Genomic DNA, 24,563 nt, shown 5'->3' with positions numbered 1-24,563 from the left:
AGAGTCATGACGGAGACGTAGATGATTCCATCCCGTCCGCGAGCGATACAAGCTTGTTAATCGTGTTCCAGTTGCGGACGGTCGAATGCACGCCAAGCTTTTCCGCTTTTACCGCAAGCTTGGAATTACGCACCGTTTGATAGAAGAGCAAATACAGATCCCGTCCCTTGCTGCCGAAGACCTCCTCCGCCGTTACAAACGATTGAAGCTTCTCGAGCTGTCCGGCTGCCGGCTCTTCCAGCATCATCGACACATACAGGTATTCCCCCTGCGCCGTGGCCGCCGCCGCCGCAAGCTGCTCTTCGCTAAACGGACAGCTTGCGGCGATAACGCGCAACTCCTCCGCTGTCCGCATAATAACCTTGATTGAAAGACCAAACACCGTTTCAATTTGCTGCTCGATCCTGCTGCGCAGCACACCTTCATCCTCATCCGACTTGAACAAAATATTGCCGCTCTGAATATACGTCTGCACCTCATGCAATCCCATTGCGGTCAATGCCTCACGCAAGTCGGCCATCTTGATTTTGTTTTTCCCGCCGACATTAATGCCGCGCAGCAATGCAATTTTTACGCTCATAGTTCCTCCTTCATCCTCTCAAACTGCTTCGCATGCAGGTCTTTGTATACCCCGTTTTGCAGAAGCAGCTCTTCATGCCGGCCTTTTTCCACGATTGCTCCGTCCTGCACGACCAGTATTTGATCGGACGCCATAATGGTAGACAACCGGTGCGCAATCACGATACTTGTCTTATTCTGCAGCAGAACGCTCATTGCCTTCTGGATGTAATACTCCGATACCGTATCAAGCGAGGATGTCGCTTCATCCAAAATAATTATTGCCGGGTCTTTGAGCAGGACCCTCGCAATGGAAATCCGCTGCTTTTCCCCGCCCGACAGCTTCATCCCCCTGTTGCCTACTACCGTATCGTAGCCATCCGGAAGCTCCATAATGAATTCATGGATATAGGCCGCTTTGCATGCCACCCGCATTTCCTCTTCCGAAGCTTCGTCATTGGCGTACATCAGATTTTCCCGGATCGTCCCGTTAAATAGATAACTGTCCTGGGTAACCAGGCCAATCTGCGACCGGAGCGATTCCAGCGTCATATCCTTGATATCCGTTCCGCCAATTCGGATACGGCCCGAGCTGCGCTCATACAGCCGCGGCAGCAGGTTCGTAATGGTCGTCTTTCCCGCCCCGCTTGGACCAACTAGAGCTGTCATTGTCCCCGATTCGGCCGTAAACGAGATATTCCTCAGAGCGGGTTTATCTTTCAGATAAGCAAAGCTTACATCCACAAACTCAATATCCTGCCCGGAAATATCCGCTGGCAGCGCCTCCGGCTTATTGACGATAACCGGTTCCATATCGAAATAATCGAAGATCCGTTCAAACAAAGCGATCGAACGGTTGATATCAACGTACAAATTCGTCATTTGGCCAAACGGTCCGTAAATCCGCCCAAGCAAAGCAACAAAGCTGATAATTTCGCCGACTGAAATTTCGCCTTGAATATATAAATATCCGCCGTATAAGTAAATCAGCATCGGACCAATCGTTGTAAACGTGGACAGCAGCATCATAAACCAGCGGCCGGCCATGGATTCCCTGATCTGCAGTCGGGTGGATTCTGCGTTCACGGCCTTAAAGCCTTCGTATTCCTTCCGTTCCTTCGTGAAAAGCTTCATCAGCAGATAACCGCTGATGCTAAGCGTTTCCTGAATAATATGGTTCTGCTCGGACATTTTCTCCTGGGTCTCTTTGGCGATTTTCCAGCGGACACGGCCCATTTTGCGCGTTGGAAAAAGAAACAGGGGAACAACAACCATCCCTAGTATAGCCAGCTTCCAGTTCATGACGAACAGCGTTCCAAGCGTTGTAGCAAGAATAAACAGGTTGCTCGCAAAATTTACGACAGTGCTGTTGAACACCCCCTGAATGCCGGAAATATCGCTTGTCATTCTCGTGATGACTTCTCCCTGCTTCACGTTGGAATAGAATTGCAGCGGCATCTTTTGCAGGTGGCGGTACATCTGGTTTTTCATGTCGTATACGATATTTTGCGAAATATAGGAATTGAGATAGCTCTGCAGCACGCCAAGCAGGCTGGACGCAACGGTTGCGGCAAGCGATATAAGCACCAGCTCCACGAGCAGCCTCATATCTTTATTCGGAAGCGCATCGTCCACGATATGCTGGATAAAAATCGGCGGCAGCAGCCCCAATCCCGAAGAAAGAAGCAAAATAAACAATACAACTACGGTCTGTTTCCAGTAAGGGACAAAATAAGCGGAGATGCGGACGAGCATCGCTTTTGTGATATTCGGCTTCGCTCCGTCATCAAACTTCATCTTGTTAAAGCCCATTCCCCCTGGACCTCCGTACATTCTGGACATCGGAACCCCTTCTTTCGTAAGCGTTCGCTTAGAGATGGCTCAGGATCTGCTGATGAAGCTTATGCAGCTTATCGACATCATCCGGAGACAAGTTCTCAAGCGCGCTGCTCAAGGCTTTATAAGAAGCCGCCTCCTGATTGTACAACTCGCACAACTCTTCGCCGGCTGGCGTGATAAACAGCTGGATCTCTCTCCGGTCCTGCTCGGAGGGCTCCCGTACGAGAAGCCCCTTCAGGGCAAGCTGGTCAATATGAACGCTGACCCGGCTTTTGGCGAATACAAGCTTCTCCGTCAGTTCCTTCTGCTTTTGCCCCGGGTTCAGTCGCACCGACTCCAAAATATTGATCTGATGAACGGTTAAACCTAGGTTAGCCGCACTGTGAAAAGCCAGCTTCTTCAGTTGCCGGGTAATCCGGAAAAAAGACTGGTAAATATCCATTGCATCTGCTGCCATCTTATAAACACCTTCTTAGTTATCATTGTGAACCGTTACGGTTGTAAACTAATTATACGCAAAAAGAAGAGGGCCTGCCAGCCCTCTTCTTTTCTTCTTAATATAAGGGATATTTCTGGCGCAAATCCTCCCGGTGAAGCACATGGGAGTCCTCGCGAATGTAATGGCATACATAGGAACGGCGCCAGCGATCCTTGCTCCGGTTTTTTCCTGACGAATGGATAAGCAGTTCGCTGAAAAACAAGATATCTCCCTTCTCCATCACAACCGGAATCTGTTTGCTTGTATCCACGCCTTCCGTTTCCTCGGTCCAGGGCTCATGCTCCTCGATGTTTTTGACCGAGCCATGCGGCAGCAGCCCAAGCCTATGGGTGCCCGGCATTACCCACAAGCAGCCGTTCTCGACATCGATCATATCCTCCATCGCCGTCCATGCGGCAATCATCGTCATCGGATCATTCTTGATGTAGTAGTAATCCTGATGGGCAGCCTGACCGGGCGATCCAGGCTCTTTGTAGAAATACATGCTTTGCACGCATACCGCTTCTTTGCCCATCAGTTGCGCCAGCGCTCCGCGGACAAGAGCATGCTTCATCAGCTGCCTGGACATGCTGTCATGCTTATGGGAGTTAAAGAGACGCAGCGAATATTTCTTCGACTCCTCGCAAGCCGCCCACTCCGGTACCTGCGGCTGGTTCCTGATATCGTAAATGTGTCCGTTAAAGGCATCAATCAAATCACTGGACATGCCCTTCTTCCATAACAAATATCCGTTCTCTCTGAAAAAGGCAATCTGTTCATCCGTAAGGGGAGTAAGCGGAGCCGTATAAGTTGTATTCACAAATCATTCTCCTTTATGATTCATATTGCTCGAGCGATACTCTCATCGTACTCCCGCTACCCAATCCGGACAATGGCTGCAAATTACACAATTGTATCTGTGATTGATATTTCTTGTTCTTAGGACTTACAATTAATCTGAGGTGATCTTATGTATGTAGCTTCAGCCGTAGCCGGCTCCGTCGTTTACCCTCCGGGGGGTAAGTTTGGTCCCCGTATCCAGCAGGATTTTCAGCTTGTGATGCTGTATACCGGAGAGATGTCCGTTACTATCGACGGCCGGGAGCTCAGCGTCCAGCCCGGACATGTCGTTCTGCTATTGCCCGGGCATGAAGAGCAGTTCGTCTTCTCGAAAACCGAAGATACCTGGCACCGCTGGATTGCGGTACATGTGCCTGAGCTTGCGGAACAGACCCGGGAATCGTTCCGGCTGCTGCCGGAATGCCTGCCGCTTACCGAAGAAATGAACCGGCTTACGGATCTCCTGCTCCGTCTTCAGCGGGATGCTCTGCCAACCGCCCCCGTCATGCAGCAGCTTGGACTAGCCGCTTTGCATTTATATCCAATTGAATCCAGACGGTCTTTGGAGCAGAAGGAGAAGCATCCGGCGATTTATTCGGCATTAGCCTGGATTCACGAGCATTTCGCCGAAGAAGTGACTTTAAAAGAAATAGCAGCTGCCGCAAACGTTTCTCCCGAGCATCTGGCAAGACTGTTTAAGCAATATGAGCAGACTACGCCCTTCCAATATCTATGGGGCTACCGTATTCAGAAAGCGGTAGAACTGCTCAACAATACAGGTCTTACCGTTACGGAGATTGCTCAGCGCAGCGGCTTTAAGACCTCCCATCATTTTGCAAGACAGCTTAAGCAAGCTACCGGCCGGACCGCCTCCGAGATTCGGCAATTATCATGGAGCGGTCTGCGTAAGGCTTAAGTCGGATGGTTCCAACGTTTGCGCCGGTAAAAGCAGCCCTTCGAGGTAGGTTTTATTATGTTGAACGGACGGATGATCCGGGCGGTAGGCGCGTGCGATTTCATTATGCTCGTATGCTTTCAGCCACTCCCCAAGCTTGTCATAACAGACGCAGAGCTGAAGATGAGGCAGCCAGGTTGAGCAGGATGTATTTTGCATGGACCATGCCTCATCCTGCCTTGGCGCCCGCAATGCCGATTCATACCAGAAAGCGGCCGTCTCATAGGCGCCGACTTGCAGATGGTAATAACCGATCCGGCAGCAATTGTCTGCCCTTGGACTTCCATAGCTGAAGGATTGGAGTGCGGATTCCAGCGCCAGCTCTTGATTCCCCAATGACGCATAACAGTCCGCAAGCTTGCCGCAAGCCGCTATGTTATCCTCTACCCATCCTCTTTTAGATTGAAGGAACAGACTGTAATAATGGACTGCTCTTTCATTGAGGCTATGATCCTTTAATTCATTGGCGTAATAATACAAGTCTCTTGGACTTAATTCATCGCCCTTGGCAAGACGTTGCTCGTAGATACGCAGATTCCGGTCATTATCATGTCTTGTACTGGCATGAGTAACCGCAATATCGGCAGCGAACGCGGCCCCGTATACTTCCAAATATTCATGAACGGCACCAATCCATCGGAACTGACGCGAACGCTTCACCAACCGGTTGCGGCGCAGCCTGTTTGTTACCGCTCCGGTCTCGTCCTGCGTTAAATTGTATAACATCGATACGGTGTCCACTTCCGTTGACAGGGATGCCTTTAGCTCGAGCAGCTTAACCTGTTCCTCTTCTTTAAAAATATCATCCGCATCCAGCCACAATATGTATTCGCAAGTTGCCTTCCCGAAAGCGAAGTTCCGTGCAGCGGCAAAGTGATCGATCCACTCGAAATCGTAGATCTTTGGCGTATAATCGGAAGCAATTTCTTTAGTCCTGTCCACGGATCCTGTATCAACCACAATAATCTCGTCTGCAATTCCTTTCACCGAATCCAGGCACCGTGCCAGAACATCCTCTTCATTCCTCACAATGAGACAAAGGCTGATACTGATCATTGCCCAAAACCCTCCTTTATTCGAATTTTTCCGCCGAGTTCCGACAGTTCTCGATAGACAAGTCTTCTTTTTCGTTTAGCCATAAAGAATATTACTAATTTATGGAACATACTTTTCAATATTCCAATTTCCGGGCGTATGCGGTGAGGTGAAGTGGGAAGGAGAAAGCTTGCCGCTAGCCTGAGCAATGTCAGAAGACAAACGTACATCTAGAGGAGTGATAAAAGGATGGCCACTGGTCCAATTCCAATTACGGCATCACAATTAGGTTCCTTGCAAAATTTATTAACCGATTTGTCCAATCTGCTGCCAAATGTTCTAGAGAACCCGACATCTAGCCGCGTATCTCAACTGAATACCATTTTAAACGAGCTTCGATCACTTGTATTAAGCATTGATTTTGATGCTGATGAACAGTCCGCGCTGCTTTCCCTTCTGGAAAATCAGATTACCCTTGTCGAAACTGCGCCATTTTCTCCGCTTGGGACGGTTATTTTAACGGAGTCTCTTATCAATATACTTGGAGCGGACGCATTATTATTTAATATTCCTCCAGCCTCCAAGGACTCCCTCATTGGCCAGATCCGGACCATTTCCCGCCAGCTTGCCCTTATTCTCCCTGTAATTAGCCCGTCATCCGGACCTCAAGGTCCAACCGGTCCTCAGGGACCTGCGGGTATTGCGGGTATTGCGGGTATTGCGGGTATTGCGGGACCTGCCGGCCCTGCCGGACCTGCCGGACCTGCCGGACCCGCTGGACCTGCAGGATCTGCTGGACCTGCAGGCCCGGCAGGAGCTGCAGGCCCAGTTGGTCCAGCCGGGGCAGATGGCGCGATTGGCGCGACCGGCGCTACTGGGGCGACCGGGGCGGGTCTCGCCGGCATTACCGTCTACAACCCGCTAAGTTCTTCGACTTATCCTTTTGGCCAGCTTGTCGTCTATGAAGGCGATACTTATTTAGTTCTGGTCTCGAATCCAACAGGTGAACCAGACTCTTCTCCTGATTATTTATATCTTTCCGGAGATCCTACCGGCGCGACTGGGGCGACCGGAGCAACGGGTGCGACCGGAGCAACGGGCGTGACGGGTGACATTGGTTTAGCTGGCGCTACGGGCGCTACTGGCGACACTGGCGCGACTGGGGCAACGGGGGCGACTGGTAATACCGGTGCAAATGGAGCGACAGGTGATACTGGCGCGACTGGGGCCACCGGTAACACCGGCGCTACCGGCGCGACCGGCGCTACCGGCGCGACCGGCGCTACTGGCGACACTGGCGCTACGGGGGCGACTGGCGCTACGGGGGCGACTGGTAATACCGGTGCAAATGGAGCGACAGGTGATACTGGCGCGACTGGGGCCACCGGTAACACCGGCGCAAATGGAACAACAGGCGCTACCGGTGCGACCGGCGACACTGGCGCTACCGGCGCTACTGGCGACACTGGTGCTACCGGCGACACTGGCGCTACCGGCGACACTGGCGCTACCGGCGACACGGGCGCTACCGGCGACACTGGCGCTACCGGCGCTACCGGCGACACGGGCGCTACTGGCGACACTGGCGCTACTGGCGACACTGGCGCTACCGGCGCGACGGGCGACACTGGCGCTACCGGCGACACTGGCGCTACCGGCGACACGGGCGCTACTGGCGCTACTGGGGCTACTGGCGCTACTGGCGCTACTGGCGCTACTGGCGCTACTGGCGCTACTGGCGCGACGGGCGCTACTGGCGACACGGGCGCTACTGGGGCTACTGGCGCTACTGGCGCTACTGGCGCGACGGGCGCTACTGGCGACACGGGCGCTACTGGGGCTACCGGCGACACTGGCGCGACGGGCACTACTGGCGCTACTGGCGCGACTGGCGCGACCGGCGACACTGGCGCGACTGGCGACACTGGCGCGACCGGCGCTACTGGTGCTACCGGCGACACTGGCGCGACCGGCGACACTGGCGCGACCGGCGCTACTGGTGCTACCGGCGACACTGGCGCGACCGGCGACACGGGCGCGACCGGCGACACGGGCGCGACTGGCACAACGGGCGCTACTGGCGCAACGGGCGTAACCGGCGACACTGGCACAACGGGTGCGACTGGCACAACGGGCGCGACCGGAGCTACCGGCGCTACTGGCGTTACCGGAGCTACTGGCGTAGGCGCTACTGGCGCGACCGGTGCGACAGGCTCAGCCGGCTCCGGGGCTATTATTCCGTTTGCTTCCGGTACGCCTGCCGTCTTGACTACTGTACTGGGAGGGCTGTTGAACACCTCTACATTGACCGCCTTCGGAACCAACGCTGCGGGCGTTACGGTTGCAGGCGGCACAATTGACTTGACCGGTGCAGCAGGTCTGCTTCTGAACATGGCATTTTCCGCGCCGCGTACCGGAACAATCACCTCGTTAGCCGCATACTTCAGTACAACGGCAGCCTTAACTCTGGTGGGCTCGACGGTAACTATTACAGCCCAGCTCTTCGAATCCGCAACGCCAAACAATACGTTTACGGCTGTGCCTGGTGCCTTGGTGACCTTAAGTCCGTCTCTGACAGGAGTTCTTGCTCTCGGTACGATTTCTTCCGGTCTAACTACGGGACTCTCTATTCCTGTAGCAGCGGGTACTCGCCTGCTCCTTGTCTTCTCGGCTTCCGTCACAGCGGGGCTGGATATCGCCACAACCGTTGCCGGATATGCAAGCGCGGGATTAACCATCGTATAACCATAAAAAAAGCACGGAGCCATAGCTCCGTGCTTTTCCTATTAGTTATTGTAAGGATCAATCGTTCGAATCGTACCGTCTTCGTTATACTTCAGCTCGGTAAACTTCACGCTTCGCTTATGGTCAACGCCGCCGGAAAGCGATGCATCATGATAGAACAGGTACCACTTATCCTGGAATTCCACGATGGAATGGTGGGTTGTCCAGCCGATTACCGGCGTCAAAATGGTGCCTTTGTAGACGAACGGTCCTTGCGGATTGTCACCAATGGCATACACAAGCTTATGAGTCGAGCCCGTTGAATACGACAGATAATACTTGCCGTTGTATTTGTGCATCCACGGTCCTTCGAAATAACGGCGATCTTCGTCGCCGGCAAGCAGCGGATTGCCTTCCTCATCCACGATTGAAATCTCTTTCGCCTCGGATTTGAAGGTCAACATGTCGTCGCTCAGTTCCGCTACGCGCGGGCCAAGAGCAGGACCGTTTACATCGGGATCGGCGGCATCTGCAACAAATTCGCCAGTTGTCCACTTCTCCAGCTGTCCTCCCCAAAGACCTCCAAAGTACATGTATGCTCTGTTATCTTCATCCACGAAAACGGCAGGATCGATACTGAAGCTGCCGGGAATATAGTTTTCTTCTGCCTTGAACGGACCCGCCGGAGTTGCGCTGGTAGCTACGCCAATACGGAAAATGCCTTCTTTATCTCTGGCAGGGAAATACAAGTAATAGGTATTGTTCTTGAATGCGGCATCCGGTGCCCACATTTGTTTGGAAGCCCATGGCACATCCTTCACATGAAGAGCTTCGCCGTGATCGACGCACGGAGAATTCGCGTCATCCATGGACAAAATGTGATAATCCTCCATCTGGTATTGGTCGCCGTTATCGTTAGTCGGGCCGTCATGATCGAGGTCATGGGAAGGATAAATATAAATTTTGCCTTCAAAAACATGCGCAGAAGGATCTGCCGTAAAAATATGCGTTACGATTGGTTCATTTGGTTTGGACATGTGCTTAATCTCCTTTTCGCGCATAACTGGTACCATTCTAATACACCTTTTTCATTCTAACTTTATTCAGCTAACGTTAAACTACATAAATTAAAGAACATTGCGTGTAAAATTAAGATTTCCGCATAAAAAACCCGTGCAATCAACGGATTACACAGGTTTTTTACCAGTTTTTGTTTTTGTACAACTATTATTTTCCCATATCGAGTACGATACGCCCGCGGCCATGTCCCGCTTCCGAGCGGATATGCGCTTCTCGTGCTTCTCCAAGTGTAAATACAGCCTGAACTTGCGTTTGAACAACACCTGTGCCGATCAGCTCCGCAATATCCGCTAAATCCTGCTTGGAGGCCAGCGCTGAGCGGAGCACGCGCACGCCCTCCCGTTGTCCCCGCTCTATCGGAGGCTGACCTGTTATCGTAAGCAAAGCCCCTCCCGGCTTGATAAGCGGCCATGAACGTTCCAGCGTAGCTCCACCAATCGTATCCAGCACAAAATCCACTTCCCGCTCCAGCCCCGCTTCAAACGGACCGGCCGTATAATCAATCGCATGATCTACGCCAATGGCTCGGATAAAATCGATATTCGAAGGGCCAGCCGTTCCGATAACATAGGCGCCTTTCCATTTGGCGAACTGGACGGCAAATAAACCTACGCCACCGCCTGCACCATGGATAAATACGCGGTCCCCGGCCTTAATGCCCGCGTTGTTGATAGCACACCAGGCCGTTGTTGCTCCTCCGGAAATCGTAGCCGCTTCAGCAAAGCTGATGGACGAGGGCTTAAGCGCGGACGAATCGACCGAAGCCGTTGTATATTCCGCATAGGTTCCGTTTGCGCTTCTTCCGAATACCTCCTGCCCGGCTATAAGTCCGGTTACTCCCGGACCCGCGCTTTCGATTACACCGGCAAAAGCCGTCCCCGGAGTAACGGGGAAATTCACAGGCATCGGAAATAGTCCTTTGCGAATTTTCCAATCCACGGGAAGTACTCCGGCAGCCGCAATACGGATCAGCACCTCCCCTTCTTGCGGAACCGGCTTTGGCGCCTCTTCCAGCTGCAGCACCTCGGGTCCCCCAAATTGATAATAACGGATGGCTTGCATCGTTTGAGCCATAGGAATAGGCCCTCCTTATTGGAATGTCATGCGAAATCGTGTAAAATCAAAATACGGAATGAACACATATTGAGTATACTCACTAATTATTCGATAAGTAGACTATAAGAATTCATGTGTCAAAAGTCAAGGAGGAACAATGGCAGCATCCGATACAACAATACCATCCGCCGGCCACCTGCTGGAAACGTTACTCCGGACAACACACCGGCTGCACCTCCAGTTCGAAGCGCAATTATCAGTCCTTGAAATTCCGGAATATTTATCCGGACCAAGGCTACGCTTCCTTGTCTCTGTCGCCGAAGCCGGACAAATCCGGATGAGCGATATCGCCGCAAAGCTTGGCATCAAGCCGCGCACCGTAACGCAATTCGTGGATGCGCTTGAGCAGGAGAAGCTGATCGTCCGCCTGCCCGACCCGGAAGACCGCCGGGCTACGTTTATCCGATTGTCCGAAATAGCGCCTCCGCTTATTCAACAAGCGCGGCTTGCGATGAGCGAGTCGGCAGACTTGGTTCTCGCATCGATATCGCCGGAGGAACGCGGCGAGCTGCTGCGTTTGCTGCATCAACTGAGCGAATAGCCGGAAAGGATTACAGCTTATGAGCTTTCAATATACCGATGATGACGTCCGGGTATTATGCGGCCGGTTTGCCTTCGAAGAAGGGGAGGCCATCTGGCAGGCGGGCGGAGTGACGATATTGCGGTACGACCCGGACAAACCGTTCTGCGAAGCCAATGTCCGGACGAACCGCGACCTGATTGTGACGGCTGCCCGCATCCGCGGCGAAATCGTGGCAACCTGCACCTGCCCGGACTTTGATCCCGAAGATAAATATTGCGAACATGTCGCAGCCATGCTGCTGCATTTGTTAGAGCTGCCCGAAGAAGCGCTGAACCTGGCCCGCATCTCGGCAAGCGATCAGCTGCTGTCGTCCAGTATATTGGACTTATTCGGCAGCCGGGAACGGGGGCAGTCCACGCTTCTTGGCAGTACTCGTTATGTTAGAGACACCCGCATCCCCGTTGAGATTCAGTTCACCTGCGTGATCTTCTCGAGCGGTTACCGGAACTACCGGATCGGTATCGAGCTGCGCACGGGTCTTGGCAGGCTTTACGTCGTGCCGGATATCCGCGCTTTTATCGAAGGAATAGCTTTAAACGTCACCCGCACCTTCTCCAAGCAGTTTACGTTTAACCCCGCTGATCACCGATTCCGAAATGAAGATTACGCCTTGCTGGGCGAACTAGCCAGGATCAGCAAGAACGAAGCGCTCTATCAGGAGGAAGCGGCGCCTTTAAGCGGAAAGACTCGCGGCAAGCAAAACAACCGGATGCTTATGATCCCTCCTGCGGATTGGCCAACCGTGCTGCCTCTGCTTGCGGCTTGTCCTTCCGTGCTGATTGATCAGGAGGGCACCGTTACCGCCGGCCTGCAAATAAACGATGAAGCCTCCCCTGTCCGATTCGAATTTGGCGAGCAGGACGAGAGCGGCTTCCAACTGAATGTCGAGGGATTGGACCAGATTACCGTCTTAACCGCCTACAACATGGTGCTGAGCGAAGGCCGGATGAAACAGCTTCCCGAGGCCTCGTGCAAACAGCTGGCCGATTTCAAAAATATGCTGGATGCCTCGCACCGGCAGCATGTCGTCATTTCGCCGGAACAGATAGAGCCTTTTATGGAGAAGGTTGTCCCCGAACTGATGAAGCTTGGACAAGTTCAAGTAACCCGAAGCGTATCGGAGAAAATCGTGCAGACTCCCCTGCAAGCGAGACTCTATCTGGACCGGATCCGGGACAGATTGCTCGCCGAGCTGGAGTTCCAATACGGGGATATTAAGATTAACCCGCTGGCGGCTCATACGGACTATAAGACCGAGGACCGGATCCTTCTCCGGGACGGAGACCGGGAAAACCGGATCCTCGACATCATGGAGCAAAGCGGTTTTATTACGACTGAGCTTGGCTACTACATGCAAGACGAGGAAAGCGAATACGAGTTTCTGCGGCATACCATTCCGAAACTGGAGAAGCTGCTGCAGGTTCATGCTACTTCGGCCGTTAAGACGCGGATCGTTGTCCCGAATACTCCGCCTTTACTGAAGGTAGAAGTCGACGAGAGAACCAACTGGCTGGAATTCAAGTTCGAACTGACCGGCATTTCCGATGACGAGATCCGCAGCGTGCTTCGCTCTATCGTAGAGAAGCGCCGATACCACCGGCTGCAGGAAGGCGCGCTGCTGCCGCTCGAAGGCAAGGAATACGAAGCGATTACGAGGATTATTAACGAGACGGGCTTCCTCCGCACGGACCTGAATCAATCCGTCTTCCGCATCCCCGTGGCGCGTGGACTCCATCTCGGGGATTTCGAGAATGAAGGAAGGACCATTCAGCTCGGCAAATCGCTGCGCAAGCTGTTGGCGCATATCCGCAACCCGGATCACCTGGAATTCGAAGTGCCGGCTACTCTGCGGCATGTGCTAAGGGATTATCAGATATACGGCTTCCAATGGATGAAGACGCTGGCCCATTACCGGTTCGGCGGCATTCTGGCGGACGATATGGGACTTGGCAAAACGATTCAAAGCATCGCGTTCCTTCTCTCCTGTCTTCCGGAGATCCGGGAAATGGAACAGCCCGCTATCATCGTTACGCCGGCATCCCTTATGTACAACTGGCTTAGCGAACTGAAGAAATTTGCACCGGAGATCCAAGTGGTCATCGCGGACGGAACACGACCGGAAAGAGCGGCCAAGCTCAGGTCTCTGAAGGGAATAGACGTCGTCATCACGTCGTACCCGCTTCTGCGCCGGGATATCGATCTGTACGTCCAGCGTTTCTATCATACGGTTATCTTGGACGAAGCGCAGGCGTTCAAAAATCATACGACTCAAACCGCGCAGGCCGTAAAAGCCTTGCAGGCCAAGAATCGTTTCGGGTTAACCGGTACACCGCTTGAGAATAGAGTCGAGGAGCTTTGGTCCATTTTTGGCGCCGTGTTCCCCGAGCTGTTCCCTGCTCGCAAGGTCTTCTCCGACCTGCCGAGGGAAAACATCGCGCGCCGTGCGCGCCCCTTCCTGCTTCGCCGCCTGAAATCCGACGTGCTGAAGGAGCTGCCGGAGAAAATCGAGACCCTGCAGGCCACCAGTCTGCTGCCGGAGCAGAAGAAGCTGTACGTCTCGTATTTGGCCAAGCTGCGTACGGAAACCGTCAAGCATCTGGATAATGACCGGAGCCTCCAGCAGAACCGGATTAAAATTTTGGCCGGCCTGACCCGGCTGCGCCAAATTTGCTGCCATCCGGCATTATTTATTACCGATTACGAAGGCAGCTCCGCCAAGTTCGAGCAGCTGTTCGAAATCGTGGAGGAATGCCGCAGCACTGGCAAACGGATGCTGATCTTCTCGCAGTTCACCGAGATGCTGAGTCTCATCAGCAAAGAACTGGTCCGCCAGGGCATCTCTTATTTCTACCTCGACGGCAGTACCAAAGCCTCTGAACGGGTAGAGCTATGCAACCGGTTTAACGACGGGGAGAAGGACATTTTCCTCGCATCGCTTAAAGCAGGCGGAACAGGACTTAACTTGACCGGTGCCGATACCGTGATTTTATATGATTTATGGTGGAATCCCGCCGTTGAGCAGCAAGCAGCCGACCGGGCGCACCGGATTGGTCAGACCAAGGTGGTTCAGGTAATCCGGCTGGCCGCACATGGCACGGTTGAAGATAAGATGTACGCGCTGCAAGAGCGGAAGAAAAACATGATCGACGACATTATCCGGCCCGGTGAAGAGCAGCTGTCTTCTCTTACCGATGCGGATATCCGCGAGATTTTGGCGATTGGAGCCGATGAGCGGGATTTGTAAGAGGAATGTTACAGACAAAAAACGGCTGTGCAACCGGGGGTTGGTCCCAACCTTAGCACAGCCGTTTTTTTTATATTCCGACATGACAACCATGAATGCAGCGTAGGTTAAATTAATCGTTATAATGGCAATATTTCTTTAGTTTGAAGAATCGCAAGCTTGATCCTGTCCTGGGCGGTTTGCTGCAGCCGCTCCGCAATATCGGGCGTCTCGCGGTAAATCGGAGGATGATGAACCGCGCGGAAATGTATCGGCACAAGAACATGAGCCTGCAGAACAACAGCCGCAGCTACCGCCTGCTCCGGAGTCAGCGTAATAGGCTGGCCGCTTGGGATCATGCCCGAAAATTCTACAACGGCGCCATTTACCGGCAGGCATGCCGCATCGAACGGTCCATATGCTCTGCTGAGCTTCCACCAGTAGCCGTGCCATAACGTGTCGCCGCTATGAATCAGCTTCTTCCCTCCACCTTCCACAATCCATGAGACTTGAGGATCGCCAAACCCGTCTACGGAGAAGCCTGCCGTAACCGTTAATTCGCCAACTTCAATCTGTTGCCCTAAGATTACGCCTTGAATATTGGTCAACGGTGTATTGGTCATATGCCGTACGGATTCCTGCGGAACATAGACCGGAATAGATGCGCCGTAGTAAGCGGCGATAGCTCTTGGATCAAAGTGATCCTCATGATGATGCGTAACGAAAACGGCTTCCGCATGGCCGAATTCATCCAGAGGGAACAGCTCTTCATGGGATGCACCAAACTTGGCAGGAAAATGATACATCGGGTCGATGGCAATCGATGTTTCGCCGCTTAATACGCGAATACCGGCCCATGGCAGCTTTTGAAGGAACATAAACGCATCATCCTTTATTTTTAATGGGTACCAAAGGTTCCGCCAATATCATAATAGAGACTGGATTTTATTGTCAATTCCGGCTAAAGGGGGAAATTTCAATGATTTCTTTAGAGCAAAAGGTTGGCAGGCTAGGAGATCAGGAGTTTAACTACTACATAAGCGCAAGCGAGAACAAGGAAACGATCGTCATGCTGCATGCCGCTTTTGCCGACCACACCTTATTCCAAGAGCAGATTCCGGATCTGATGGAGCATTACCGGCTGATCACTCTCGATTTTCCCGGACACGGGATTAACGCGGGGACTAAATCCAAGCTTACCATGCAGGACATGCCGGACATCATCAGCCGCATTCTTGCAGACAACCGGATCGAAGCCTGCCATCTGCTTGGCGTTTCGCTTGGCTCAGTGGTCGCGCAGGCTTTTGCGGAAAAATATCCCGAGCAGGCACAGTCCGTCATCATAGTTGGAGGTTACTCCATTCATAAAGCGAATAAGCGTGTGCGCAAAGAACAGCAAGCCGAAGGGCTCAAATGGATTGGATATCTGCTATTCTCCATGCCCAAATTCAAGCAATATGTCCTGAATGCCTCTTGCGCTACCGAGCAGGGGCGCACCTTGTTTGAACAGGGAATCCGGCACTTTCGGCGCCAATCCTTTCAGGCGATGAGCGGCATGGGCTCCTTTTACACGGAGAAAACAGAACCCATGCCTTACCCGATGCTTCTTATTCTCGGAGAATATGACCGGAAGCTGGTCCGTGATGCCGCACAGGAGCTTCATCGGCTGGAGCCCCATTCACAGCTCGTGACCCTTCCGGCTGCGGGACATTGCGCCAACGCGGATGCACCGGAAGCTTTTAACCGGACCATCCGGCATTACTTGTCTAACGTTACCTGCTGGCCGTCCGCAGGGATCAGAACCTGATCAAGCAGATTCTCGGCGCTTAACGCTTCCGCGAGAACATCTCTTGTCACCAGACAATGATTGATCGTATCCATATGCACGGCAACCACCTTCGTAGACGGTGCATAACGGCATATCTGGATGACATCCTCCGCATTCATCGTAATGGGATCGCCAACGGCAAATTGCGCCCCTCCCGCGTTCACAACCGCGACATCAGGCTTGAAGGCGTCCAAAGCATGCTTCACTTCGTCACACCAGATGGTATCGCCCGCGATATATAGAGTCGGCTCGCCATCTGCCTGAAGAATAAAGCCGGACACCTGCCCCATTTTTTCGCCGATCTCTCCCGTCCCATGCCGGCCGTTTGTTCTTGAAATTGTAATGCCTTTATAGAGGACGGACTGCCCGATTTCCGTTACGTTAGCAAAATACTGGCCCGTGATCGCTGCGGCATCTCCCGGCTGACAGAACAGCGGCGTCGACTTCGGCAGCGCCTCTATTGCGGCGGCATCCCAATGATCGGGATGGAGGTGGCTGACGAGAATAACCTCCGGCTGCAGCAGCTTTTCCGTGTGAAAGGGCAGCGGAACAAGCGGATTACACCGGTCATTCGTTGAATTCATAATCGGCGGATTTACGCCGGCTTCGCTAAACATCGGATCCACAAGAAACCGTACTCCCGCATAGTCCAGCCACAGCGTGGCATGCCTAATAAGTTGAATGTTCATATTTGTATCCCTCATTTCTAATCGTGTCTGATACAATTATAAAATAAGCCGTATCCTACGCGAATAACCTGGTGAAACCATTTAACCGCTTTTATTTTCATGATGAAAGGATTTCTTCCGACATGTTGCATTCCTACGGAATTGACGATATCGACAGACAAATATTAAGCTGCCTGATTGCGGATGCCGGCCAGTCCCACAAGTCCATTGGAGAGCAGGTGCATATGACCGGTCAGGCCGTAGGCGCCCGCGTCCGCAAGCTTCAGGACCTTGGCATCATTGAAGGCACAACGGTCAATTGGAATCCCGAGAAAATCGGCTTGACCGTCCATGCCTTTGTCACCGTCTTTTTGGCGTCCAATACGGCACATCAGGCGTTCCAGCAATTTGCGGGCAGAAGCAGTCAGGTTGTTGAGATTCACCGCGTCAGCGGCGAAGGCTGCTATTGGATGCGCGTGCGCGTCGGCTCGCAGCAGGAGCTGACAAGCTTTCTCGACGTATTGCTTGGTTACGGCAACTATAAGGTAAGCTTGTCAATTGGGCGGATGAAGTAAAAACAAAAAAAGGAGCCGCGTATCGCAACGCTGCTCCTTAGTTCTATTCCAATACGCTTTTATAACGATCCGGACGGTAGCCTGCTGTTTCCGCCATGATAGCCGCAAGCTCCTTGCCCTGCTCCCGCAGGTCATCCATGTACAGATCCGCTTCAATACGGCCTCTGGACATAATGAGCGCACGGTCGATAACCGTCTCGATCTCGTCAAGGTGATGGGTAACGATCAGTATCGTTTCATCCCCCTTCAAATTGCCGATCATCAGCTTCAGAAAGTCCCGCCGCGTAAACATATCTTTGCCGAGGAACGGTTCATCCATCAAAATGTATTTGGCGCCTTTCGCCATCCCCGCACTGATCTCCAGCTTGGATTTCTGGCCTCTCGAGAAGGTGCGAATTCTCTTATCGGGCTCCAGCTCGTAAAATTTCAGCAGCTTATTATAATACGCAAGGTCAAATTGCGGATAAAAGGCGGAGAGAAATTCCGCATATTGAACCGGTGTCAGCTTCGGAATGTAACTCCCCTCTTCGGTTATATACGCAATCTGCGCATACTGCTCCCCTACAGGACGGCCGTTCAGCAAAATGTCCGTATGCTGGACCTCGCCTAGTCCCATAATCGCTTTGAGCAGCGTCGTTTTCCCGCTTCCGTTCTCGCCCAATACGCCAACAATTTCGCCGCTTGGAATGCTCAAATCCCGGACATGCAGGATAGGTCTGGCATCGCCGAATGTTTTCTCCACGTACTTTAATTCAAGCATGGCTATTCCCCCTTTCCTCTCTCAAGCTTCAGATGGTCGAATAAACGATAGTCGTAGAACCGGAGATCATAAGACGTTCCGTCCGGCCAGTTAAGGGTATTAACCGAATCATCGTTCAAATCCGATACCAGCTCGCCCTCGTAAAGAAGCTGATTCGCTTTATACGCTCTTATCATTAAATGAATCGGCAGGAAGCTATCAAACCGATCGTCCGGTCTAGGTTCAGTAAAGGTATAAACCAGATACAGCCTTCCACCCAGATATTGCATGTTCATTCGGCTGCGATAATAATCCTTCCAAGTGCTTGCATAGTCCAGATTGGTTGCATCAACCAGCTGCATCCCGTTTCGGAAATCGATACTCCATACCGTTTTGTGATAGAAGGTATTATAATCCGTTGAAATGGAATTGTTCTGAAAAACAAGATTCAAAACCTTATCATTGGAATAGGCCTCATATTGATCCGAATACACGCTGCCCGATGGACCAAGCCTAATATTGCCAAGCATCTTCCCGCTTTCCGGATCATAACCTCTCACGACGACTTGCCCGTTCTCCTTCAATATAAGCGCAAGCTTGCCGCCCGCTGCCGCAAGTCCAAGCACGGCAAGAGAGGCACCTTCTTTATTCTGGTCCAGACTAAATTCCGCCACCGTCCGGGTCGTTCCTTCCTCTGCAAAAGAGAGCTCGTAAATGCCGTTGGTGCCCGTACTTTCTGCCGTGGTAGGCACGGTAAAGTACAGATGATCTCCAAGCTTTGCGAGTCCGTATTCCAGCGAATTGGAGTAGTTGCCGTCCGCGTTCGCGTTCGCAATATTCGTATAGACAAGCGAGGTCTTGCCGTTATGCTTAGCATTTAACAAGTTCTTGTCGGTATACAAAACGTAAAAAGCGCCGTCTCCGTGTACTTCATACTCCAGATTGTCTATCCTTTTTTTGCTCCCGTTAACGTACTTGTAATGATCCGGCAGAAGTAGCGGAGGATCGTACACCTCGGTATGCTTGGATAATTTCCCCTTGTTTATCTCAAACGCCGTGCTGGCGTACTGATCGCTAATATCTCCGGAGATTCTAATCGGGTCAATTGCAGACCGGTCACCGAAATGATCCTTTATATATAAAGTCCCCGCATTCTGATGAGCATGATTCAGCCAGGCAAAGATTCCAATTAGCAGGATGGCTATTATGCCTACGGGAATGGCAAGATGACGGGATAGCTTCCGGACAAGCATCATGGTACATCCCTCCTTATTCCGCTGACCGGATTGAAATATGGTCAAATTCCCTGTTATACATTGGATTATAGTCGTAACTGGTTGCCAGGTGTTCGACCCTGTTGCTGTCCTGGTTCCTGTCCGTGACAAGCTCGCCTTCATACTGAAGCCTCGCTGCCTTGTAGACTCGTATCATCAGATGTTTAGGCCGGGCGATATCAAACACAATATCGCTTTCATCCTTTGTTTCCGTTGACTGATAGATGACATACAACTTGCCATTTATATAGTGAATGCTCTTCATGTCGCGCAAATTGGACTCCATATCGTCCGGGTAGCTGACGGCTGTTTCGTCCAGCAGCTTTACTCCGTCCGCAAGATCAAAGCTCCAAACCGTTTTACGCACTTGTCCTTGGTCCGGACTGCTCATAAACGCAAGGCTTAACCTGCTGCTGTCAGAATCCGAATACGCTTCATAAGACTCATAGAACGAACGGCCTTGCACCTTATCTTTAGATCCCGGGATGGAAAATCCGCTTACGGCCGCTTCCCCTAACGACTCTCCGCTCTTGCTGTCATAGCTCCGGATCACCAGCTTCTGATCTTCCTCCAGCACTAAAGCAAGCTTATCGCCAACTGCTTCAAGTCCAAGCACTTGAATTTCAGAAGAGCCGTCTCCCTTGTTTTTATCCAGACTGAACGTGGCCAAGGCCTCCGATGCCGGCAATTGATTATTGTAATCCCTGCCATCAATAAAATGTAATCGATAGATTCCGCTCGTACCGACATAGCTGTTTGTCGAAGGTACGACGAAATAGTACTGGTCTCCAATGTTGGCCAGCCCGTATTCGAGCCGGTTCGTATAAGTAGCAGTATTGTCGTTTCTCGGCTGTTTGTTCTCGTCATACTCCGTGATATTGGGGTATACGGATGCTTGCCGGTAGGTTCCTGGATCGTCCGGATCTCTCGCCACGATCGAGTCCGGCGAAAAGACGTTGTCAAACTTCCATTTCCCTTTTACCTTATCAGGCTGAACGCTGTTGTACCAAACCGCCCTTGGCGGATCAAACACCTTCGTATCCGTCGCTACCTTGCCATTGGCCAGATTAAACAAGGTACCATGAAAGCCGTCTCCGAGTTCGCCGCTAATCGTCACGTCAGATAACGCCGCTTGGTTTCCTTCATGATCCTTTAAGTAAAAGACTCCTTTATCCCTGTCCGCATGAACCTTCATAAATTGCAACCCAATCAAAAGCAGCGCCAGGATGAATATCGGAAGAGCCGCATGTCGCGATACTATTTTCCGTAAAAGCACCATCAGGCGATAACCCCTTTCCGGACCAGCCTCATGCTATGCCAGATAAAGAAACCGCTCAAGAGAAATAGAGCTATACTATACGCATACAGCTTTGCCATCGTCCAATCCAAATTCGGCGCATCAATCTGAGCATTCAGAATATGCCGCATGATCCATCCTGCGGCAATAACGAGAATGATGTACCAATGCCGTCTGCCGCGTTCGCACAGAAACGCATAATAAAGTCCGGTTGCCAGGCTTACTAGCATGCTTACCGAAGCCACCCAGCCGCTGATGCTTATGGGCAATAAAACCTTTAGAAAGTTAGAACGGATAAAAGCGAGGAACAACCCGTTATGCATCACGAACTTGCCGTCCGCATAGCTGCCGATATGACTAACATAAGCCGCGTACCCCCAGCGGATCGCCAGCAAATGAGCGGCAAACAGAAGCAGCAGTCCGATCATAAAAGATAGCAAATTGCTCCAATAATACGCCTCGCGCTTTACCGGGAGGGTTAAGTACGTATAGATGCTTTTGCTTCCCCAATACGCGTTGTACTGCTTCACGAGAAAATAAACGCAGAATACGGCAATAAACACAAACAGCGCCGTCTTGCAGCCGGATGTATTATACAAGCTCTCGAATCTCGGATGAACGGCATTTTCGTTTAATTTCTCTGCCGCGGATTGCAGCAGTAGATATGGCGTAACGATCATCCCCGCCGTCAGAATCAACAAAACGGGCAGCATGGATGCAAATTGAATATTAAGCAGCCGGTACAAACCTTTCACTTGCCAGCACCTCCTGTATTAATCGACTAATACAATCACTGTATAAAAAACTTATTCCCACAACTCCGTTAGAAGCTCTACGGTTTTCTTGAACGATAGATTCGCTTCCTTGGCTTCCGCGATAAACGCCGCCACCATTTCCTTGGTCAATTCCGACTCGATTCGGCTGTAAATTTCGTCATTCAAATAAATCACGCTTCCCGTGGTGCTGCTCGTTCGGACATACCCTTCATCCTCCATCAGCTTAAACGCCTTCTGAACGGTGTTTGGATTAATGTTCAGCTGCATCGCAATATCCCTTCTGGAAGGAAGCTTGTCACCGGAAACTGCCCATTTTAGCAAAATACGCCGTTTCACATACAGAGCAATCTGCATGTAGACCGGCATTTTATTATTCAGCTGCAAATCCTGAAACGTCAGCAATACCCTCACCTGCCCCCTGCTATGACTGTATTATGGCAGTAATACAATGAGTTGGCAAGGGGCATTTGGAGGTTATCTTCCTCATTGCAGTATTTTCAAGACATTTGTTACTATTAAACTAAAAACAAACAAAGGAATAGATCATTATGTCTTCTACTTCTCTGGAAACGGTCGCTTATCGTGAAATTCGGGAGCGGATTATGCGCGCGGAATATATGCCCGGCTCCATGTTATCGGAAAATGAGCTTGCCGGACTGCTAGGCATGAGCCGGACGCCTATCCGAGCAGCTATCTCCTTGCTGGAACGGGAAGGGCTTGTGGGAACCTTTCGCGGACGGGGAGTCATGGTTAAGGAAGTTTCCGCCCATGATTTTAGCGAAATGTATGAAGTTCTTGTCTCTATGCAGCTGTTCGCGCTGGACACGGCCTTGAAGCGCCAGCTTGCTTTCGATGTGGATACGATGAGCCAATTGCTTGAGCAGCAGCAGCTGGCTATGGAGCAAAGCGATTACTACGGTTATTACAACCATACCCTGCTGTTCACCGAAACGATCCTCCGGACGATTCATAACGAGAGCATGCTGCAAATTATGGAGCTGTACCGCGGGCGGTATGTCTTCCATACCGTTGCCTACCGCAAAAAATATCCGCAATACCAGCCAAGCCGCTCCGTTCAAACGAACCGCCGGATTTACGAAGCGATTAAGAGCGGTGATATCGCAGCGGCCAAAGCCGCTGTCACGGAGCAATACGCCGATGTCCATGAGCAGTTCATCCTCGGCGGACTGATGAGATAGACGCGTAAACCGGAAGCCTTATTGGCCTCCGGTTTTATTTTTTAATTTACAAATATTCAACTTTTTGATTACACACAACTTACATACAAGTTGCATACTAAATTCGAACAAGTTCAATCCACTCCCGAAAGGACGATTCGAATGAACCCGATTTTGTTTGCTCACCTAACTGACACACATGTTAACGTTCCCGGAAAAACTCCCCTGTTCTCGATCGACGGCGGCGCCAAGCTTCGTGCCGTATTTGCGGAGATTGGCAGGCTCAGCGAGAAACCTGCTTTTATCGTAATCAGCGGTGACCTTACGCAAGACGGAGATGTCGAGGATTATAAATTTCTCCGCCAGCTGATCGACGAGGAACAAGCAGCGCTTGGAATTCCGGTATATGTGGCGCTTGGCAACCACGACTCCCGCCCGTTTTTCCGTGAGGGCTATTTGAACGAAGAACCTTCCGAAGAATCTTACCACTACAGCTTCATGCATGAGGAACTTCGGATTATTATGCTGAATACGCAAGTTCCCGGCAAGCATGACGGCCGGCTGGATGAAGCGCAGCTGGATTGGCTGAGCAACGAACTCGCCTCTACCGCGCCTGCAGGCACCATTGTTGTTCTGCATCATCCGGTTGTAGCTACTCCTTCGGAGCTGATGGACTCTCATCTGCTGGAAAATCCCGAAGCTCTTGCCGATGTTATTGCCGGTACGGATGTAATCGGACTGCTGTCGGGTCATATCCACTTCAACAGCATCGGCTTGTTCCGTAACATCCCGAGCGCAGCCGGCACCGGCGTAGCCTTTGGCCTGGACCCTACTTCTAAGGGCAGCATGAAGTTCATCGATAACAGCGGATATAACCTGGTTCTTGTGAAGAACGGCCAAATGATTGTTACCCCTGCTGCAATGCCCGGCGAGAACAAGGTTGTCTACGAATTTACGATGGAGCAAATGAAAGAGGCAATTGAGAACCACTAAATATATATAGAGAGGTGACATTCATGGCAACTAATACTCAGCAGCCCCAGATGAACCGGGTTGTAAAACTCGAGGGCGCTTATAATATGCGTGATTTAGGCGGGTACGAGACGAACGACGGTCAAATTACCATATGGGGCCGGCTGTACCGGGCGGATGGTCTTCATCGTTTGACTGACGCTGACCAACAACTCATTATGGATCGGAACGTGCGGCTTATCGTCGATTTGAGACATGATCAAGAGCTGGAGAAGGATCCGAACGTTTTTGCTGCTTCGCGGGATATGGCTTATCGCCATGTCAGTCTGATTAATCCGGCTACGCCGGATGTAATGCAGGTTCAAAGCCTCGGCGAGCTTTATGTCGATATGCTGGAGCATTCGCAGTCTCAGCTTCGCGAGGTATTTGGGCATCTGGCACAGAACTCGGAGGAAGCCTCCATGTATCATTGCACGGCGGGCAAGGACCGGACCGGCGTCATCTCCGCGCTGCTTTTGGACACTGTTCAAGTTCCTCACGACACAATCATTAACGATTACAGCCTAACGGCGGAATGCCTGGCTCCGATGATTAACGAAATGCGCCGGAAGCATCTTGGCAGCGCGGATCCGGAAGCGGTCGAAATGTTCGAACGCTTTATGGGCTCCGCCCCCGATAACATGGTGATGATGCTCGAACATCTGTATGGCAAATACGGTTCCGGAGAACGATACCTGCTCACCATCGGCGTATCTGCTGACGAGATAGCAGTGCTTAAGAGCAAATTGCTCGGAGAATAAGTCGATAAGAAAAAGACTGCTCATG

At 51.7% G+C, this 24,563-nt stretch carries 23 protein-coding genes; 9 read left to right on the top strand and 14 right to left on the bottom strand.

Annotated elements, in window-relative coordinates:
* Window positions 1-4: 4 nt before the first annotated feature.
* The 4 genes from PJDR2_RS09840 to PJDR2_RS09825 all read right to left on the bottom strand — a co-directional run bounded on the left by PJDR2_RS09840 (window position 5) and on the right by PJDR2_RS09825 (window position 3,695).
* Window positions 5-580: a DUF1697 domain-containing protein gene (locus PJDR2_RS09840; RefSeq protein WP_015843516.1), complete on the bottom strand. Its 576-nt coding sequence runs from the start codon at window positions 578-580 to the stop codon at window positions 5-7.
* Window positions 577-2,400: an ABC transporter ATP-binding protein gene (locus PJDR2_RS09835; protein ID WP_265525123.1), complete on the bottom strand. Its 1,824-nt coding sequence runs from the start codon at window positions 2,398-2,400 to the stop codon at window positions 577-579. The genes PJDR2_RS09840 and PJDR2_RS09835 overlap by 4 nt, the downstream gene beginning before the upstream one ends.
* A 28-nt stretch (window positions 2,401-2,428) precedes the next feature.
* On the bottom strand, window positions 2,429-2,854 hold the full coding sequence (locus PJDR2_RS09830; RefSeq protein WP_015843514.1) for a MarR family winged helix-turn-helix transcriptional regulator: 426 nt from the start codon (window positions 2,852-2,854) through the stop codon (window positions 2,429-2,431).
* Between the two features lie 97 nt (window positions 2,855-2,951).
* A complete protein-coding gene (locus PJDR2_RS09825) occupies window positions 2,952-3,695 on the bottom strand; it encodes a phytanoyl-CoA dioxygenase family protein (RefSeq protein WP_015843513.1) in 744 nt (247 codons plus the stop codon).
* A 150-nt stretch (window positions 3,696-3,845) separates the two neighbouring features.
* Here PJDR2_RS09825 and PJDR2_RS09820 point away from each other — a divergent pair, with 150 nt between their 5' ends.
* Window positions 3,846-4,631, top strand: a complete 786-nt coding sequence (locus PJDR2_RS09820; protein ID WP_015843512.1) for an AraC family transcriptional regulator — start codon at window positions 3,846-3,848, stop codon at window positions 4,629-4,631.
* On the opposite strand, the gene PJDR2_RS09815 is transcribed toward PJDR2_RS09820, so the two are convergent.
* On the bottom strand, window positions 4,605-5,726 hold the full coding sequence (locus tag PJDR2_RS09815) for a glycosyltransferase family 2 protein (RefSeq protein ID WP_015843511.1): 1,122 nt from the start codon (window positions 5,724-5,726) through the stop codon (window positions 4,605-4,607). The two genes, PJDR2_RS09820 and PJDR2_RS09815, sit on opposite strands and share 27 nt — an antisense overlap.
* A 228-nt stretch (window positions 5,727-5,954) precedes the next feature.
* On the opposite strand from PJDR2_RS09815, the gene PJDR2_RS09810 reads away from it, so the two are divergent.
* Entirely contained in the window at window positions 5,955-8,450 is a 2,496-nt protein-coding gene (locus PJDR2_RS09810) for an exosporium glycoprotein BclB-related protein (protein ID WP_015843510.1), read from the top strand.
* A gap of 41 nt (window positions 8,451-8,491) precedes the next feature.
* Here the strand turns inward: PJDR2_RS09810 and PJDR2_RS09805 are convergent, their stop codons facing one another.
* Both PJDR2_RS09805 and PJDR2_RS09800 read right to left on the bottom strand, forming a co-directional pair.
* Window positions 8,492-9,466: a glycoside hydrolase family 43 protein gene (locus PJDR2_RS09805; protein ID WP_015843509.1), complete on the bottom strand. Its 975-nt coding sequence runs from the start codon at window positions 9,464-9,466 to the stop codon at window positions 8,492-8,494.
* Window positions 9,467-9,656: 190 nt separating this feature from the next.
* Window positions 9,657-10,583 carry an NADP-dependent oxidoreductase gene (locus PJDR2_RS09800; RefSeq protein WP_015843508.1) on the bottom strand — a complete coding sequence of 309 codons (927 nt, stop codon included), beginning with the start codon at window positions 10,581-10,583 and terminating at the stop codon, window positions 9,657-9,659.
* 139 nt (window positions 10,584-10,722) lie between these two features.
* On the opposite strand from PJDR2_RS09800, the gene PJDR2_RS09795 reads away from it, so the two are divergent.
* Window positions 10,723-11,166, top strand: coding sequence for a MarR family winged helix-turn-helix transcriptional regulator (locus tag PJDR2_RS09795; RefSeq protein ID WP_015843507.1), 444 nt, complete (start codon window positions 10,723-10,725; stop codon window positions 11,164-11,166).
* 19 nt (window positions 11,167-11,185) lie between these two features.
* Window positions 11,186-14,452: a DEAD/DEAH box helicase gene (locus tag PJDR2_RS09790; protein WP_015843506.1), complete on the top strand. Its 3,267-nt coding sequence runs from the start codon at window positions 11,186-11,188 to the stop codon at window positions 14,450-14,452.
* Between the two features lie 119 nt (window positions 14,453-14,571).
* On the opposite strand, the gene PJDR2_RS09785 is transcribed toward PJDR2_RS09790, so the two are convergent.
* Window positions 14,572-15,309, bottom strand: coding sequence for an MBL fold metallo-hydrolase (locus PJDR2_RS09785; RefSeq protein WP_015843505.1), 738 nt, complete (start codon window positions 15,307-15,309; stop codon window positions 14,572-14,574).
* 101 nt (window positions 15,310-15,410) lie between these two features.
* Here PJDR2_RS09785 and PJDR2_RS09780 point away from each other — a divergent pair, with 101 nt between their 5' ends.
* Window positions 15,411-16,238 carry an alpha/beta fold hydrolase gene (locus PJDR2_RS09780; RefSeq protein WP_015843504.1) on the top strand — a complete coding sequence of 276 codons (828 nt, stop codon included), beginning with the start codon at window positions 15,411-15,413 and terminating at the stop codon, window positions 16,236-16,238.
* Here the strand turns inward: PJDR2_RS09780 and PJDR2_RS09775 are convergent.
* A complete protein-coding gene (locus PJDR2_RS09775; protein ID WP_015843503.1) occupies window positions 16,190-16,948 on the bottom strand; it encodes an MBL fold metallo-hydrolase in 759 nt (252 codons plus the stop codon). The genes PJDR2_RS09780 and PJDR2_RS09775 overlap by 49 nt on opposite strands.
* Before the next feature lie 122 nt (window positions 16,949-17,070).
* Between PJDR2_RS09775 and PJDR2_RS09770 the strand changes: the two genes are divergently transcribed.
* A complete protein-coding gene (locus PJDR2_RS09770; protein WP_015843502.1) occupies window positions 17,071-17,502 on the top strand; it encodes an Lrp/AsnC family transcriptional regulator in 432 nt (143 codons plus the stop codon).
* 43 nt (window positions 17,503-17,545) lie between these two features.
* Here the strand turns inward: PJDR2_RS09770 and PJDR2_RS09765 are convergent, their stop codons facing one another.
* Genes PJDR2_RS09765 through PJDR2_RS09745 form a run of 5 tightly spaced genes read right to left on the bottom strand, consistent with a single transcriptional unit; the run spans window position 17,546 to window position 21,999 of the window.
* Window positions 17,546-18,262: an ATP-binding cassette domain-containing protein gene (locus PJDR2_RS09765; RefSeq protein WP_015843501.1), complete on the bottom strand. Its 717-nt coding sequence runs from the start codon at window positions 18,260-18,262 to the stop codon at window positions 17,546-17,548.
* 2 nt (window positions 18,263-18,264) lie between these two features.
* The gene (locus PJDR2_RS09760) at window positions 18,265-19,497 is read right to left on the bottom strand and encodes a hypothetical protein (RefSeq protein ID WP_015843500.1); all 1,233 of its coding nucleotides are present in this window, start codon (window positions 19,495-19,497) and stop codon (window positions 18,265-18,267) included.
* 13 nt (window positions 19,498-19,510) lie between these two features.
* Entirely contained in the window at window positions 19,511-20,794 is a 1,284-nt protein-coding gene (locus PJDR2_RS09755) for a hypothetical protein (protein WP_015843499.1), read from the bottom strand.
* Window positions 20,794-21,567: a hypothetical protein gene (locus PJDR2_RS09750; protein ID WP_015843498.1), complete on the bottom strand. Its 774-nt coding sequence runs from the start codon at window positions 21,565-21,567 to the stop codon at window positions 20,794-20,796. The genes PJDR2_RS09755 and PJDR2_RS09750 overlap by 1 nt, the downstream gene beginning before the upstream one ends.
* A gap of 51 nt (window positions 21,568-21,618) precedes the next feature.
* Window positions 21,619-21,999, bottom strand: coding sequence for a GntR family transcriptional regulator (locus tag PJDR2_RS09745; protein WP_015843497.1), 381 nt, complete (start codon window positions 21,997-21,999; stop codon window positions 21,619-21,621).
* A gap of 137 nt (window positions 22,000-22,136) precedes the next feature.
* On the opposite strand from PJDR2_RS09745, the gene PJDR2_RS09740 reads away from it, so the two are divergent.
* The 3 genes from PJDR2_RS09740 (at window position 22,137) to PJDR2_RS09730 (ending at window position 24,538) form a co-directional block, all read left to right on the top strand.
* Window positions 22,137-22,787, top strand: a complete 651-nt coding sequence (locus PJDR2_RS09740; protein WP_015843496.1) for a GntR family transcriptional regulator — start codon at window positions 22,137-22,139, stop codon at window positions 22,785-22,787.
* A 141-nt stretch (window positions 22,788-22,928) separates the two neighbouring features.
* Window positions 22,929-23,759: a metallophosphoesterase family protein gene (locus PJDR2_RS09735; RefSeq protein WP_015843495.1), complete on the top strand. Its 831-nt coding sequence runs from the start codon at window positions 22,929-22,931 to the stop codon at window positions 23,757-23,759.
* Between the two features lie 23 nt (window positions 23,760-23,782).
* Window positions 23,783-24,538, top strand: a complete 756-nt coding sequence (locus tag PJDR2_RS09730; RefSeq protein WP_015843494.1) for a tyrosine-protein phosphatase — start codon at window positions 23,783-23,785, stop codon at window positions 24,536-24,538.
* The last annotated feature ends 25 nt before the right edge of the window (window positions 24,539-24,563 follow it).

Source organism: Paenibacillus sp. JDR-2 (assembly GCF_000023585.1).
In the GTDB taxonomy this organism is placed as follows: domain Bacteria; phylum Bacillota; class Bacilli; order Paenibacillales; family Paenibacillaceae; genus Pristimantibacillus.
The sequence above is the reverse complement of the archived record's forward strand: the minus strand, read 5'-3'. Positions and strand labels throughout refer to the sequence as shown.

What these genes read in the sequence shown, in the direction of transcription:
- PJDR2_RS09840 (WP_015843516.1), bottom strand. Translation starts at nt 580, where the DNA reads ATGAGCGTAAAAATTGCATTGCTGCGCGGCATTAATGTCGGCGGGAAA.
- PJDR2_RS09835 (WP_265525123.1), bottom strand. Translation starts at nt 2,400, where the DNA reads ATGTCCAGAATGTACGGAGGTCCAGGGGGAATGGGCTTTAACAAGATG.
- PJDR2_RS09830 (WP_015843514.1), bottom strand. Translation starts at nt 2,854, where the DNA reads ATGGCAGCAGATGCAATGGATATTTACCAGTCTTTTTTCCGGATTACC.
- PJDR2_RS09820 (WP_015843512.1), top strand. Translation starts at nt 3,846, where the DNA reads ATGTATGTAGCTTCAGCCGTAGCCGGCTCCGTCGTTTACCCTCCGGGG.
- PJDR2_RS09815 (WP_015843511.1), bottom strand. Translation starts at nt 5,726, where the DNA reads ATGATCAGTATCAGCCTTTGTCTCATTGTGAGGAATGAAGAGGATGTT.
- PJDR2_RS09810 (WP_015843510.1), top strand. Translation starts at nt 5,955, where the DNA reads ATGGCCACTGGTCCAATTCCAATTACGGCATCACAATTAGGTTCCTTG.
- PJDR2_RS09805 (WP_015843509.1), bottom strand. Translation starts at nt 9,466, where the DNA reads ATGTCCAAACCAAATGAACCAATCGTAACGCATATTTTTACGGCAGAT.
- PJDR2_RS09800 (WP_015843508.1), bottom strand. Translation starts at nt 10,583, where the DNA reads ATGGCTCAAACGATGCAAGCCATCCGTTATTATCAATTTGGGGGACCC.
- PJDR2_RS09795 (WP_015843507.1), top strand. Translation starts at nt 10,723, where the DNA reads ATGGCAGCATCCGATACAACAATACCATCCGCCGGCCACCTGCTGGAA.
- PJDR2_RS09790 (WP_015843506.1), top strand. Translation starts at nt 11,186, where the DNA reads ATGAGCTTTCAATATACCGATGATGACGTCCGGGTATTATGCGGCCGG.
- PJDR2_RS09785 (WP_015843505.1), bottom strand. Translation starts at nt 15,309, where the DNA reads ATGTTCCTTCAAAAGCTGCCATGGGCCGGTATTCGCGTATTAAGCGGC.
- PJDR2_RS09780 (WP_015843504.1), top strand. Translation starts at nt 15,411, where the DNA reads ATGATTTCTTTAGAGCAAAAGGTTGGCAGGCTAGGAGATCAGGAGTTT.
- PJDR2_RS09775 (WP_015843503.1), bottom strand. Translation starts at nt 16,948, where the DNA reads ATGAACATTCAACTTATTAGGCATGCCACGCTGTGGCTGGACTATGCG.
- PJDR2_RS09770 (WP_015843502.1), top strand. Translation starts at nt 17,071, where the DNA reads ATGTTGCATTCCTACGGAATTGACGATATCGACAGACAAATATTAAGC.
- PJDR2_RS09765 (WP_015843501.1), bottom strand. Translation starts at nt 18,262, where the DNA reads ATGCTTGAATTAAAGTACGTGGAGAAAACATTCGGCGATGCCAGACCT.
- PJDR2_RS09760 (WP_015843500.1), bottom strand. Translation starts at nt 19,497, where the DNA reads ATGATGCTTGTCCGGAAGCTATCCCGTCATCTTGCCATTCCCGTAGGC.
- PJDR2_RS09755 (WP_015843499.1), bottom strand. Translation starts at nt 20,794, where the DNA reads ATGGTGCTTTTACGGAAAATAGTATCGCGACATGCGGCTCTTCCGATA.
- PJDR2_RS09740 (WP_015843496.1), top strand. Translation starts at nt 22,137, where the DNA reads ATGTCTTCTACTTCTCTGGAAACGGTCGCTTATCGTGAAATTCGGGAG.
- PJDR2_RS09735 (WP_015843495.1), top strand. Translation starts at nt 22,929, where the DNA reads ATGAACCCGATTTTGTTTGCTCACCTAACTGACACACATGTTAACGTT.
- PJDR2_RS09730 (WP_015843494.1), top strand. Translation starts at nt 23,783, where the DNA reads ATGGCAACTAATACTCAGCAGCCCCAGATGAACCGGGTTGTAAAACTC.